The 13,452-nt window shown below is 73.1% G+C and carries 11 protein-coding genes; 3 read left to right on the top strand and 8 right to left on the bottom strand.

All coding sequences use genetic code 11. The features are described from left to right. From Msi02_RS07800 to Msi02_RS07785, 4 genes are read right to left on the bottom strand one after another with little or no spacing between them, the layout of a single operon-like run. A complete protein-coding gene (locus Msi02_RS07800; protein WP_204047705.1) occupies positions 1 to 927 on the bottom strand; it encodes an SCO2521 family protein in 927 nt (308 codons plus the stop codon). 8 nt (positions 928 to 935) lie between these two features. Next, on the bottom strand, positions 936 to 1,892 hold the full coding sequence (locus Msi02_RS07795; RefSeq protein WP_143737526.1) for an SCO2522 family protein: 957 nt from the start codon (positions 1,890 to 1,892) through the stop codon (positions 936 to 938). Beyond that, positions 1,889 to 2,803, bottom strand: coding sequence for an SCO2523 family variant P-loop protein (locus Msi02_RS07790; RefSeq protein WP_204047704.1), 915 nt, complete (start codon positions 2,801 to 2,803; stop codon positions 1,889 to 1,891). The genes Msi02_RS07795 and Msi02_RS07790 overlap by 4 nt, the downstream gene beginning before the upstream one ends. Then, positions 2,804 to 4,639, bottom strand: a complete 1,836-nt coding sequence (locus Msi02_RS07785; protein WP_204047703.1) for an SCO2524 family protein — start codon at positions 4,637 to 4,639, stop codon at positions 2,804 to 2,806. A 356-nt stretch (positions 4,640 to 4,995) separates the two neighbouring features. On the opposite strand from Msi02_RS07785, the gene Msi02_RS07780 reads away from it, so the two are divergent. Together Msi02_RS07780 and Msi02_RS07775 are read left to right on the top strand one after the other, a co-directional pair. Continuing rightward, complete coding sequence (locus Msi02_RS07780) at positions 4,996 to 6,015, top strand: 2-hydroxyacid dehydrogenase (protein WP_204047702.1); 1,020 nt, start codon at positions 4,996 to 4,998, stop codon at positions 6,013 to 6,015. Between the two features lie 103 nt (positions 6,016 to 6,118). Then, positions 6,119 to 7,801 (top strand): thiamine pyrophosphate-binding protein, encoded by a 1,683-nt coding sequence (locus Msi02_RS07775; RefSeq protein ID WP_204047701.1) that lies wholly within the window; start codon positions 6,119 to 6,121, stop codon positions 7,799 to 7,801. A gap of 4 nt (positions 7,802 to 7,805) precedes the next feature. Here Msi02_RS07775 and Msi02_RS07770 read toward each other — a convergent pair whose 3' ends face one another. From Msi02_RS07770 to Msi02_RS07755, 4 genes are all read right to left on the bottom strand, one after another. Next, on the bottom strand, positions 7,806 to 9,131 hold the full coding sequence (locus Msi02_RS07770; RefSeq protein WP_239108211.1) for a HAMP domain-containing sensor histidine kinase: 1,326 nt from the start codon (positions 9,129 to 9,131) through the stop codon (positions 7,806 to 7,808). Between the two features lie 199 nt (positions 9,132 to 9,330). After that, on the bottom strand, positions 9,331 to 10,170 hold the full coding sequence (locus tag Msi02_RS07765) for a GNAT family N-acetyltransferase (RefSeq protein ID WP_239108210.1): 840 nt from the start codon (positions 10,168 to 10,170) through the stop codon (positions 9,331 to 9,333). Then, complete coding sequence (locus Msi02_RS07760; protein WP_239108209.1) at positions 10,167 to 11,414, bottom strand: M20/M25/M40 family metallo-hydrolase; 1,248 nt, start codon at positions 11,412 to 11,414, stop codon at positions 10,167 to 10,169. Before Msi02_RS07760 ends, Msi02_RS07765 begins: the two co-directional genes overlap by 4 nt. An 11-nt stretch (positions 11,415 to 11,425) precedes the next feature. Beyond that, a complete protein-coding gene (locus Msi02_RS07755; RefSeq protein ID WP_239108208.1) occupies positions 11,426 to 12,505 on the bottom strand; it encodes a dipeptidase in 1,080 nt (359 codons plus the stop codon). Between the two features lie 85 nt (positions 12,506 to 12,590). On the opposite strand from Msi02_RS07755, the gene Msi02_RS07750 reads away from it, so the two are divergent. Then, the gene (locus Msi02_RS07750; RefSeq protein ID WP_079316802.1) at positions 12,591 to 13,442 is read left to right on the top strand and encodes a Nif3-like dinuclear metal center hexameric protein; all 852 of its coding nucleotides are present in this window, start codon (positions 12,591 to 12,593) and stop codon (positions 13,440 to 13,442) included. The last annotated feature ends 10 nt before the right edge of the window (positions 13,443 to 13,452 follow it).

Below are 13,452 nucleotides of genomic sequence, written 5' to 3'. Positions count from 1 at the left end.
TCATCTCCGTCCGGCTTCGGCGGTCGCGCTGAGCAGTGCGAGGGTGTTCATCGCGACCTGGTCGCGGACCCGGTCGACCAGGGAACGCCACTGCCGGGTGAACCCCGGCCGCCGCTCCAGGCTCTCCCAGAACGGCGTCAGCCACTCCTCGACCCGGGCGGCGGGCATCCACAGGTGCATGAGGTGGTCGATGGCGGGTGCCAGGCGGGCCACCGCCTGGGCCCCCGGCGTCGCTCCGATCCGCGCCCGCTCGACGATGACCAGCAGCGACGTCAGCAGCCAGTCGTGCGTCGCCAGATCCTCGCACAGGTCGACCACGGCGGGGGTGAACGGGCCGGGATGCGTCAGGCGCAGCGTCCGCTCCTGCTCGGTGTGCAGGGTGAACCGGATCGACGGCTCGCCGGTCTCCGCCACCCACCGCAGGCTCGTCCGCGGGATCTTGAAGGGCGCCCGCCGATCCAGCAGCGGGGACGCCTGGACGAGGTCGAGGAACCGGCCGCTGACGGCGCCCAGATCGAGACAGCCGGGCGCGGGGTCGCCGGTGAACCCTTCGGCGAGGTCGGCCGCCTTCGCCTTCCCCAGGACCTCCACGACCCCGGGCCGGGACAGGTAGTGCGACCAGGGCAGCCTCCGGTCGGTCTCCGAGCGCACCACCCGGACGTATGACGACCCCTGGGCCACCCGGCCCCCGGTCACCGCGCAGCGGGACACGACCGTGCCGACGCCCCTGATCCGGGAGCGGGAGGCGGCGGGCAGCGCGCAGTCCACCCCGGTCAGCCGCTCGGGCGACAGCGCGTGGACGATGGGACGGCGGGAGACCCGCACGCTCTCCCCGGCCATGAGCCCCAGCACCTGACGGCACGTCGACTCGGAGATCTCCCCGGAGTTCTGCAGCAGCCCGGTGTGGACTTCCCCGATCACCAGCATCGGGCCCCTCAGACGAAGACGTAGGAGATGCGGTCGACGAGCTCCTCTTCGAGCCGGACGCCCTCGCTCTCGCTCCGGGTGGCGACCTGCCGCAGGACCTCGTCGTCCACCGCGACCTGGCTCAGGATCGTCCGTACGGCCAGCTCGACGGGCAGGAACCGGGGAGAGAGGACGGACAGCGTGGTGTACGCGCTGAACGGCGCGGCCTGGGGGTTGAGCCGGACGACCGCGGGCAGTCCGTCCCAGTCGCGGGGCCAGCCGCCGTCCAGGGCCACCGGCGGGAGCGGCACCCGGCCCTCGCTGCGCAGCAGCCCCAGCCGCAGGAGCTGCCAGACGGCCGCGAGGAAGGGGCACGACCAGGTGCGCCGCGGCCCCTTCTCGTCCCACAGCTCGACGTCCACGAAGATCGAGTGGCCGCGCTTGGCGTTCTGGGCGGGAGGCTCCCACGGCCGGGCCTTGCCCATCGCCTGCAGCGGCGCGGTGCGGGGCGAGCGGGAGCCGTTGCACAGCCAGCCCGTCTCCTTCACGGGCGGGCGCGACCCGTCGGTCTCCGGCGGCGGGTCGTCGACGAGCCGGTCCTCCACGAGCCGGGCCAGCTCGACACCGCCCGACTGGGCGCAGGCCGACTCGCGGGCCAGGTAGTCGATGGACAGGTCGTGCTCCGCCGCCGCCTCCAGGACCATCGGGACCAGCTCTGCGGGGGTGCTGAAGCGGCTGAAGTAGTCGTCCACCAGAAAGCAGGTGCTCACCCGGGCACGGCCCCCGGGCACCCGCTCCCGCCATAACGAGCGGACCGTGGCGAGCCACGGCGCGACCCTGCGGAACTGCTCGCGCAGCCGGTCCGGGCCCGCCTCGAAGTCCTCCATGTAGAGGTGCCCGAGCTCGACGGACACATGGGAGAGGGGGACGGAGGCGATCCTGCGCTCGGCCGCCACCTCGCCGAACGTCGCGTGCACCGGCGTCACAGGCCCTCCCACGCGCTGTCGTCGACGATCTTCTTGGCGAGCTCGTCGAACGCGGCGGCGGTCTCCGCGTTGGCGATCTTGCTGGCGAGCACGTCCTCGTCGGTGATGAGCTGCTCGCGCCACTGGAGGACCGGGTCCAGGGGGATCTTGCCGAGCATGGCCGTACGGCCGACGCCGTGGCGGCCGGCCAGCTCGCGCAGCTCGCTGTCGCACGCGCTCAGCCAGGCCCGCTGCTCGTCGCGCAGCCCGACGAGCTCCGCCGCGTCCGGTTCGAGCACGGCCGTGCGCACGAAGCGGATGCGGTCGCGCAGGTCCTCCCGGTCGTGACCGAACCTGCTGCCGACGTCGAGCAGCCCGTCGGCGCCGGCGACGAGCCCGTCGGCCGCGATGATGTGCTGGCGCGTCCAGCGGTGGAAGACCAGCCAGCGGAACGGGACCGCGGGCATCCGCACGGTCGCCGCCAGGACCAGCTCGGCGGTGAACGACCGGCCGGCGCTGACGTCGATCATGCACAGGTCGAACTCCTCCTCCAGCCGCCCGAACAGCTGGACGCAGCGGCCGACGATCTCGTCGGTGAGGGCCGACAGCTCGCCGCCGCCCTCACTGCCCGGCAGCAGCACGAGCCGCCCGGCGCCGGGCGGGCGGGTGCGCAGCCCCTCGCGGTCGGACTCGGCCCACACGTCCACCCGCCGCGGCTGCGGGCACTCGCCCCGCAGGTATTCGTGCAGGCCGTTCTCCGGGGTGCCGCGGGCCACCGCGCTGACGCTGAAGATCGCCCCGGCGGTCGGCGAGCCGAAGTCGAAGTCCAGGTAGCAGACGTCGTTGCCCTGCAGGGCGTGCCGGTACACGATGTTGGTTCCGGTGACCGAGCGCCCGGTCCCGCCCTTGTCCGAGATCGCGAAGACGAGCACCTAGATCGCCTCCGACGCGCTGTCGCGGGCGGCGGCCAGCCGTTCGAGGCCGAGCAGGGCGTCGTTGATCAGCGCCTGGGCGGTGGCGGGCCGGTCGCTGACGATCGCCCTGGCCCGCTGCAGCGACGCCTGGATCGAGCGCAGCTTGGGCTGGATCGTCTGCCCGCCCACCAGAGGCCGGGTGACCAGCTCCTGGTCCAGCAGGTGCTCGGCCTCCCCGAGCATCTGGAGGGCCAGCTCCACGAGCTGGGGGCTGCGCAGCGGCGGCTCCCCGCTGGACGTCGCCGCGGAGACGAGGAACTCGACGACCCGCTCGCTGAAGTACCAGGACGGCTCCTCGTCGCGCACCTGGATGTCGCTGAATACGTTGCCCGGCTGGTCCCACAGGCCGGCGGCCGGGCCGTCCGTGTGGCGGCGCAGCATGATGTGCCGCCAGATCTGGTCGGCGAGGGCGAGCAGCCGCTCGCGCATCCGCGTGTTCTGCGCGATGGAGGCGGCCCAGATGGTCCGTTTGAGCAGCGTGATGGCGAAGTCGGAGACGACCCACACCAGGTGGGGGCCGAGCACGTCGCTGCCGTGCAGGTTGATCGGGACGCCGGGGGAGTGCATCAGCACGGGCGGGTCGCCCGGCACCGCCCTGCGGATGATCCTGGCGCGGACGGCCAGCTCCTCCAGCACGGCGGCGACCCGGCCGAGGTCCACGTCGGCCGCCCGGTTGTTGACCAGGCTCTGCACCACCATGGCGGTGACGCCGAGGCTGTAGTAGTCCGACTCCTTCTCGTCGACCGTCCGCCAGGGGATGTCCTCCAGCGGCCAGGTGCCCCGTCCGTACGTCGCGATGGTGCGCCAGTAGGACTGGGTGAGGTCCCAGCGGCGCTGGATCGCCTGGGCGAGGGTGATCTGGTCGTCGTTGAGCAGGCTCAGGACGCGGGTGCGGGCGGAGAACAGGTCGGCGATGCCGACGAGGGCGTTGACGGTGAAGTACAGGAACGGCGTGTCGGCGGCCACGCCCTTGGGCTGGGGGCCGATGTCGAGCGGCGTCACGATGTCGGGGGCGTCCTTCACGATGCCCCACGTCCAGCCGCACTCGAACAGCAGGTTCTCGTTGTCGAGGTCCACCTGGCTGCCCGAGCCGATCGTCAGGTCGCGCAGGCCGGCCCGTACCGGCCGCAGCTCGCGCCGCAGGTCGTCGAGCACGCGGCGGTCGGGTGCGCCGGTCTGGTTCACCGTGCGCAGCAGCGCGCGGCCCGCCGTGGAGCCGGGGTCGAACGCGTTGACCGTGAAGCTGCGCAGCAGGCCCGCCATCGCGGCCGACAGCCGTTTGCTGGCCAGGTCCTCCAGCTCGCGGATCTCGCGGCGGATGGACTCGCGCCGCACGCTCTGGCGGAAGACCTTCAGGAAGCCGAGTGTGCCGAGCGCGAGCGTGACCGACATGGAGAAGGAGTCGACCACGTCGAGCTGGAGCTGCTCGGGCGTGACCTTCGTCTCGTCGTCCACCGAGCGGAAGTAGCTGCCTCCGGAGAACAGCGGGCGGCCGTCGTCGGCGGTGTACGTGCGCAGGTACTGCCCGATGACCTTGAGCAGGAGCTTGGGGATCTCCACGGAGTCGCCGAGGACGGACAGCGCGGCCAGCACGTCGTCGGCCGTCTCGTCCGGCGTGTCCAGGCGGAATCCCGGCAGTTCCGAGGCCGGATACATGAAGCAGAGAAGCTGCTCCGCGTCGGAGATGGAGTTCGACCCGTCCCGGCCGCCCCACGCCCAGACGCCGTCCCGGTAGGAGGCGCGCGCGGCCGCCTCCCACAGCTCCAGGAGCTGCTGTCGCGGCTGGAGTTTCATTTGGGCCCTCTCTGCGCTGCGCCCTCTTCACTGCGCTGCGCCGTCTTCCGTGCCCTCTCCGTGCTGCCGTCGCGAAGAAAGGCACGCTCGTGTGGCCGGGCGGGACCGAGGCCGGGGTCCCCAGACCCTCCCTAGGGGTTTCCTTTTCCGACTCAGGTGGAGACGGAACCACCACAACCCTTATACCATTGGATTCCAGCTCCGTCGCCTGGACCATCCGTGGTATTTCGTGCACCGCCTGGTTGTTGTGATTGGAGAGATACCACAGAGAAAAACAGACATATATGTCCTAAGTCTGAGAGATATTTGAAATGTCCCAAACCGCGGCTCCAAGGGATATAACGGACTATCGTCCCGTGCAGCCGTGGCCGGCGGCCGGAGCGGCCCCCAAGGGTGGGACGGTCCTGGTGACCGGGGCGGGCATCGACATGGCGCTGCTGGAGCCGCTCGCCCGGCAGGGGCTCACCGTACGGCGGCTCGCGTCGTCGCTGACCGAGGACCAGCTGGTGCGCGAGCTGCGGGGAGCGGTCGCCTATCTGCACGGCGGTGAGGAGCGGGCGAGCGCGCGGGTGCTGCGCGAGGCGCGCAAGACGCTGAAGGTCGTGGCCTTCCTCGGGGTGGGCTACGAGAACTTCGTCGACGCCGCGGCGGCCGACCGGCTCGGCATCGCCGTCACGAGCACGCCGGGGGCGGCCACCGACGCGGTCGCGACGTTCACGGTCGCGCAGATCGTCAACGCCAACCTGGGCATCCCCCGGCATCTGGGCGCCCGGGTCCCCGGCTGGCAGGGCTCCGACGAACTGCCCCACGAGCTCGCCGCCCGCAGCGTCGGCATCATCGGCATGGGCGCGAACGGCCGGCGGATCGCGGAGATCCTGCGCCGGGGCTTCGGCGTCCGCGTGTCCTACTACAGTCGCACCCGCAGGCCGGACGCCGAGCGGGACCTCGGCATCTCCTACCTGCCCCTGCTCGACCTGGCCGCGGGCAGCGACATCCTCGTGGTCATGGTGCCGGAGACCGGCGAGACCAGGTCGATGGTCGACTCGTCGGTGATCGGCCGGATGCCGGAGGGTGCGATCCTCGTCAACACGGCCCGCCCGGCCATCGTCAGTCCCGGCGCCCTTTACACCGGCCTGGAGAAGGGCCGCGTCAGCATGGCGGTCTTCGACGGCTTCTACGGCCCGGAATGCAAGGAGGCGATCGAATTGCGGCGGGATTTCCCCGAACGCCTCCTGGTCACCGGGCATATCGCCTCCCACACCGTCGAGGCGATGGACCGGATGGTGCGCCAAGCCGTGAAGTCCATTGAGAATGTTCTGACGTACGGATGGGACGAACACGAGGTCGGATCGCGTTCCCGGCCCCGTTTTCGTTAGCCGGAGGAAAAAGGCGGCACGCGGAACGGTAGGGCGATGCGTGGAAGGGGAAACCATTTGGGAAACCCAAGGGAAACCCCTCCGCTATCCCGGGAAGTGATACGTGGACGGCCATGACCCGATCCCCCCGGCGGGGACGATCACGACGCCCACGGGGGCGCGCGCCCTGGTCGAGGCGCTGCGCCTGCACGGCGTCGACACGATTTTCGGTATTCCGGGCACCCATAACCTCGCGATCTACGAGGAGCTCGACCGGGCGGGCGTGCGATGCGTGACGCCCCGGCACGAGCAGGGCGCGGGATACGCCGCCGACGGATACGCCAGAGTGACCGGCAGGCCCGGCGTCGTCGTCACCACCACCGGTCCCGGTGTGGTCAACGCGGCCACGGCCCTCGGGCAGGCGTACTCCGACTCCTCCCCGGTCCTGCTCGTCTCACCGGGCGTTCCCACCGCCCATCCCCGCGACGGCCGCGGCTACCTGCACGAGAGCAGGGACCAGTCGCGGGCGATCGACGCGCTGTGCGCCTGGAGCCACCGGGTGACGACCGTGCGGGAGATCCCCGCCGCGGTCGCCCGCGCCTTCGGGCGGTTCGCCGAGGGACGCCCCCGGCCGGTCCACATCGAGATCCCCTTCGACCTGCTCGACCTGAAGGGCCAGGTGAAGATCGTCCCGCCGTACCGGATCACGCGCCGTGAGCCCGACCCACGGGCCCTCGACGCGGCGGCCGGGCTGCTGCGCACGGCGCGCCGACCGGGTCTCGTGCTCGGCGGCGGCGCCCAGTGTCCAGGCGAGCGGGGCCCCGGCGGGCGGCGCCCGGATGGAGGGAGCCCGGACGACGAGCCGCCGGTGGGGCGTCTGGCGATGCGCCTGGCGGAACGGCTCGGCGCGAGGGTCGTGACCACGGTCAACGGCAAGGGCGCGGTGCCGGAGAGCCACCCGCTGGCGCTCGGCACCACGCTGCACCTGGCGGCCGTACGCCGGTGGCTCGCCGCGTGCGACGTCGTGCTGGCCGTCGGCACCGAGCTCGGCCCGGCCGACCTGTGGGACGACGCCTTCGTCCTGTCCGGCCGCCTCGTGCGCATCGACATCGACCCGGGGCAGATGCACGGCGACCACGTGGCCGACGTGGCGATCGTCGCGGACGCGGAGCTCGCCATGCGCGGGCTGGCGGAACGGCTCGACCGGAAGGGCGCCGTGCCGTTGCCGCGCCGGGAGCCGGATCCCGGCGTGGGCCACAAGGCGGAGCTCGACGAGCTCACCCGCAGGTGGTCGGGCCAGCTCGCGGCTCTGCGCCGGGCCCTGCCGCCGGAGACCGTCGTGGTGGGCGACAACTCGATGTTCGTCTACCACGGGGCGCTCGTCGGCATGCCGATGGACCCGCCCGGGCGGTTCCTGTTCCCCACCGGGTTCGGCACGCTGGGCTTCGCGTTGCCGGCCGCCATAGGCGCCAAGCTCGGGCGGCCCGACCTCCCCGTGGTGGCGCTGGCCGGCGACGGGGCCTTCCAGTTCAGCCTCCAGGAGCTGGCCACGGCGGTGGAGCTGGAGCTGAGCCTGCCGATCGTCGTCTCCGCGAACGGCGGCTTCGGGGAGATCCGCGAGGAGATGCGGGAGCGGGGCATGCGGCCGGTCGCCGTGGACCTGCACGCGCCCGACTTCCCCGCCCTGGCCGCCGCGTACGGAGCCCGGGGCCGTGCCGTCAAGACGCCGGGGGAGCTTGAGGAGGCGGTCGCCGAGGCTCTGCGCGTCCCGGCGCCCACCGTGATCGTCGTACCCGAGGAGGACTGAACCGTCACCGGGCGGGCGCGAGCGGGAGCCGCAGCACGAAGCGGGCGCCCCGGTCGCTGTCCTCGATCGTGAGCGTCCCCCCGTGCGCCTGGGCGATCTGGCGGGCGATGGACAGCCCGAGCCCGGTGCCGCCGGCGTCCTTCGACCGGGCGGCGTCGAGCCGGGTGAAGCGCTGGAAGACCAGTTCCCGCTTGTCGGGCGGGATCCCGGCGCCGTCGTCGAGCACCTCCAGCACGCCCTTGCCGTCCTCCCGCCGCACGGTCACCGTGAGCCTGGACACCGCGTGCCGCTCGCCGTTGTCGAGGAGGTTGTTGAGCAGGCGCGCCAGGGCCAGCCGATCGCCGACGACGATCACGCCGGGCGCCAGGTGCCGCACCACCTCCACCTTGCGCGACCTGCGGTCGAGCTCACGGGCGGCGAGGCCGCCGAGGTCGGCGGGCTCGCGGCGGGGCGGCGCGCCTGCGTCGAGCCGGGCGAGCTGGAGCAGGTCGGTCACGAGCGCCTGCAGGCGGTCGCAACTGCTCAGCAGGGCGCGCCCGGTGGCCGGCCAGTCGGCGTCCTCGCTGTGCAGCAACGCCTCCTCGATCTCCGTGCGCATCGCGGTCAGCGGACTGCGCAGGTCGTGGGAGGCGTCGGAGGCGAAGCGCCGCTGCCGCTCGACGGCCATCTCCGCCCGGTCCAGGGTCTGGTTGGCGGTCTCGGCGAGCCGCCGTATCTCGTCGTGATACTTCGGCACCGGCACGCGCTGGCTCAGGTCGGTCGCGGTGATCCGGGCGAGCTTGCCCGTGATCGCCTCCACCGGGCCGAGCGCCTTGCGCACGGTCTGGTACGTGCCGAGCACGGTGAGCCCGACCAGCAGGAGCGAGCCGCCGAGCAGCGCCGCCAGCAGCGGGCCGCTGACGTACCACGGCACGGTGTCGTCGGCCGCGTAGATCGTCCACAGGCCCCCGGTGTTGTGGAAGCGGAACGCGACGACGACCATGCACCGGTCCGGGAACGCCGGGGAGGCGCACAGCACCTTGCTCGTCTCCGGGGTCGTCAGCTCCGGCCGGAACGCGGCCATGCGCGGGCGGCCGGTCAGGGTGTCGCTGACGGAGACGATCCGGCCGTTGTTGTCGATCACCTGCACGCCGGCCACGCCCGGGTCCAGCAGCACCGGAGGCAGCCGGTCGCGCTTGGCCTGGTAGGCGAGGCGTACGGCGGTGGTGGTGATCTCGTCGGTCTTGTACCGCTCGGCGGTGCCGTGCAGGATCCCGAGGACCAGCAGCACGGCGACGGCGCACAGGAGAGCCATCACCGCGCTCGCCAGCACCGTCAAGCGGATCCGCACCGAGGATCCCCGCCACCCGCTCACCTGATTCCCCCCGGTAATCAGATGACCATTCAGGCCTCGCGGCCGCCGTCAGGGTGTCCCCACCCGGCTCACCTGGCACGTTACCCCTGCCGATGATCGACGCCGTCGCCGGGACGCCGCTGTCCGGTCCTTACCCATTCCGGCCCGTACGCAGCGCCGGGTCACGCCGCCCGTCTCACTCCCGGGCAGGGGAGCGCCGCTCGACGACGTAGCAGCCGCCGGCGAAGCCCGTCACCGTACGGCCCTGCGCCATCAGCCCGCCCAGCACGTCGCGTACGGCGTGCCGCCAGTCCTTGGCCGCATCCGGGTCGGCGCGGCGCAGGGTCTCCACGTCCGCCGGCACGGCGACGAGCACGGCAGGCCCGTCCGCGGGCAGCGCCACCGGCCGGCCGTCCCGCTCGGCGAGCGCGGTCACCGCGCCGTCCGCTCCGGCGGGCCGGTGCGGCAGGCCGTCGCAGGCCCGCGCCACCCGTGGGTCGTCGAGCCGCCACACCGCGAGGACGCGGTCGGACTCGTCGCCGGCGTTGACCGCGTCGCCCATCGGGCCGTAGAAGTCGGGCAGGTACTCCTCCGGCAGGGCGGCCAGCTTGGCCAGGTTGAAGTGGGCGTTGCGGCGCACGAGGGGATCGAAGGTCCAGGTGATCCGGCTCAGGCCGCGCTCCAGGGCCCAGGCCCGCTGGTGCAGCTTGAGTGCGAACCCGGCGCCGGGCCGCACGGCGCCGGTCACGTGCGAGTGCAGCGCCTGCCCCGCCGGCGCCGCGAGGAAGGCGACGGCGGCCCCGACGAGTTCCGGGCCGTCGAACGCCCCGGCGACGTACCCGCCCGCGTGGGTCAGCGCCCGCATCAGCTCCGCCGTGATCGGCGGGTTCCAGGGCTCCGGACGCCAGATGCCGTCGAACAGCCGGACCACGCGCTCGAACTCGGCGACCGTGCGCAGCTCGGCGATCCGCAGGCCGCGCCGCGCGGCCGCCCGGGCCGCCTGATCCCGGGCGGCGACGGGATCGCACGGGTTCACGCGGTCTCCCCGGCGGTCTGCTTCACGTCCCGCGGCGTGGGATAGACCGGTGTGGGATCGGCCGGTGTGGGATCGGCCGGTGTGGGATCGGCCGGTGTGGGATCGGCCGGTGTGGGATCGGCGCCGCCGGGTCCGCTGGGGCCGCTGATCGGCCCGCCCGACAGCACGTACGCGACCAGCGCCGCGACCAGGCGGGCGCGGACCGGCATCTCGGCGACCAGGACGTGCTCCTCGGCGGCGTGCGCGCCGCCCCCCACCGCGCCCAGGCCGTCGAGTGTCGGGCAGCCGACGCCCGCGGTGAAGTTGCCGTCAGAGCCGCCGCCGACCGACACCCCGCGCAGCGGCGCCATCCCCAGCTCGGCGGCGAGCCGTACGGCGACCTCGAACAGCCCGGCGGAGGCGGCGGGGTCGAGCGGCGGGCGGTTCGGCCCGCCGCGCAGCTCCAGCCGGACGCCCTGAGTGTGCGGGGCCAGCGCCCGCATCAGCTCGTCCACCCGCCGCTGCGCCGCCAGGTCGGGCACGCGGACGTCGACGGCGACCCGGCCCCGGGCCGGCACCGTGTTGGTGCTCGTCCCCGCGGTCAGCATGGTGGGCGTCACCGACGTCGCCCCCGCCCTGGACGACGACTCGACCTGGGCCGCGATGCCCGCGATGGCCAGCACCTGGTGGGCCAGTTCGACACCGGCGTTGGCCCCCAGCTCGGGTTCGAGGCCGGCGTGCGCGGCCCGGCCGTGCACGGTCAGCTCGTAGCGCGAGATGCCCTTGCGGGCCGTCTTCAGCGCGCCGCCGTCCGCGCTGGCCTCCAGCACGAACGCGGCGGCGCACCGCGACGCGATCGATTCGATCACCGGGCGGGAGGTCGGCGAGCCGAGCTCCTCGTCCCCGACGACGAGCACGGTCAGGCCGTCGGGGGACGGCAGCGAGGCGACCGCGTGGAAGAGCTGCACGAGACCGGCCTTCATGTCGAACACGCCCGGCCCCCGCGCCACCCCGTCGGCCACCGACCAGGGATGCTCGCGCAGCGTGCCGACCGGCCAGACCGTGTCGTGGTGACCCAGTAGCAGGACCCGCGGCGGGCCGAACGACCAGCGCAGGTGGGTGACCCCGTCGATCACCAGGGTCTCCGGCTCGGCCCCCAGCAGCCTGCGGCCCAGCGCCCCGACGACCCGCGCGCTGCGCGCCACCGCCTCGTGGTCGGTGGAGTACGACTCGCAGAGCACCAGCTCCTCGAGGTCGGCCAGCATGGCCTCCAGGTTCACCGCCGCGGCCGTTCGGGCTCGGGCCGTTCCCGGGCCGTACGGCCCAGCTCCGCGCGGAACAGGCGCATCACGTTGGCGCCCAGGATCTTCTGGATCTCCTCGTCGGAGAAACCCCGCTTGACCAGCGCGTCGGTCACCAGCGGCAGGCCGCGCGGGCCCTCCAGCCCCGGGATGGCCGCGCCCGAGTCGATCCCGGAGTAGCTGAAGCCCTCGCAGCACGGCGGCGTGAGGTCCTCGTACACCTCGCGCACGAAATCGGGGCCGAGGCCCACGTGGTCGATGCCGGCGACGCCCGCGACGTGCTCGATGTGGTCCACGAGGTGGTCGATCGTGGCCGAGCGGGCGTCCTCGGTGAGGAAGGCGGCGAGGAAGTTCACGCAGACGACACCGCCCCCTGCGGCGACGCCCCTGAGCTGGTCGTCGGTGAGGTTCCTGTGGTGGTCGCGCAGGGCACGCGCGGAGGAGTGGGTCGCGATGACGGGCCGGGTCGCGATCTCCAGCACGTGCGCGACGCCCGTGGCGCCCAGGTGGGAGATGTCGAAGATCATGCCGAGCCGTTCCATCTCGCGCAGCGCCTCGACACCGTGGCTGGTGAGCCTGGAGCCGGTGCCGTCCTGGCCGCTGCCGTCGGCGAGAGCCGTACGGCCCCAGTGGGCGATCGAGGCGACGCGGACCCCGAGGCGGTGCAGGGTCGGGATCAGCTCGACGCTCTCGTCGATCCCCGGCATGCTCTCCAGGGCCAGCACCAGGGCGATCCTGCCGAGGGCGAGGGCCTCGTCGATCTGCTGCCCGTCGTGACACAGCGCCACCGCGTCGGCGTTGCCCTCGGCCAGCACGTGGGCGCACTCGATCATCCGCAGCGTCTGGCGCAGCGCGCCCTCGGGGCGGAACTGGCTCTCCACGAACACGGGCAGCACCTGCACGTCGACCCCGCCCTCGACGAGCTGGGGAAGCCACCGCTCGCGGAAGAACGAGGCCCATATCGCGGGCGGCCGGGCGGACACGGCCATGAGCAGGTCGTTGTGGGTGTCGGCGACCACGGACTTGACGTGCAGGCTCTGCTGATCAACGGGCACGCTGGGGATCCTTCCTGACGGCGGGGCGTCAATGGGGACGTTACTCTTCCCGGAACGTTCCGCCAGCAGGCTGTAGTGTGCGCGGGTGGAATCGATCTCCTGCACCCTCGCCGAGGTGGTCGAGTGCCTGGAGGCGCTGTACGACCCCTCGTGGGCCGAGCCCTGGGACGCCGTGGGCCTCGTCTGCGGCGACCCGGAGCAGGCCGTACGGAAGGTCCTGTTCGCGGTCGACCCGGTCGCCGCGGTCGTGGACGAGGCCCTCGGCTGGGGGGCCGACCTCGTCGTCACCCACCACCCGCTCTACCTGCGCGGCACCACGAGCGTGGCCGCCACCACCTTCAAGGGCCGGGTCGTGCACCGGCTCATCCGCGGCGGCGCCGCGCTCTACGCCGCGCACACCAACGCCGACGTCGCCGACCCCGGGGTCTCGGACGCGCTCGCGCGGGCCGTCGGCCTGACGGGGGACCTGCGGCCCCTCCAGCCCTCCGCCGACGACCCGCGCCGGGGGCTCGGGCGGATCGGGGACCTGCCCGCCCCGACGCCGCTGCGGGAGTTCGCCGCGCTGGCCGCCTCGGGCCTGCCCCGTACGGCCGGGCCGCTGCGGGTCGCGGGCGACCCCGACCGGCCGGTGCGGACCGTCGCCGTCTGCGGCGGCGCGGGCGACTCCCTGCTGGGCACGGCCAGGGCCGCGGGCGTGGACGTCTTCCTGACGGCCGATCTGCGGCACCACCCGGCCAGCGAGCACATGGAGGCGGACGGGCCTGCGCTGGTCGACGCCTCCCACTGGGCCACGGAGTGGCCGTGGCTCGCGGACGCCGCCCGGCGTCTGACGTCAGCGTTGGCGGCCAGGGGCATTACTGTTGAGGCGCGCGTCTCGGACGCCGTCACCGACGCCTGGACGGCGACGACCACCGACTTGGACCCCCGAGCATCTTGAGGGATTTGGG

Origin of the sequence: Microbispora siamensis (assembly GCF_016863095.1) — a bacterium.
GTDB classification, from domain to species: Bacteria; Actinomycetota; Actinomycetes; order Streptosporangiales; family Streptosporangiaceae; genus Microbispora; species Microbispora siamensis.
Note: the sequence above shows the minus strand (reverse complement) of the source record. Positions and strands in the feature narration are given on the sequence as shown.

Bases quoted from the DNA above. Each gene is read 5' to 3' on its own strand.
- Msi02_RS07800 (WP_204047705.1), bottom strand. From the start codon at position 927: ATGCTGGTGATCGGGGAAGTCCACACCGGGCTGCTGCAGAACTCCGGG.
- Msi02_RS07785 (WP_204047703.1), bottom strand. From the start codon at position 4,639: ATGAAACTCCAGCCGCGACAGCAGCTCCTGGAGCTGTGGGAGGCGGCC.
- Msi02_RS07760 (WP_239108209.1), bottom strand. From the start codon at position 11,414: ATGCTGGCCGACCTCGAGGAGCTGGTGCTCTGCGAGTCGTACTCCACC.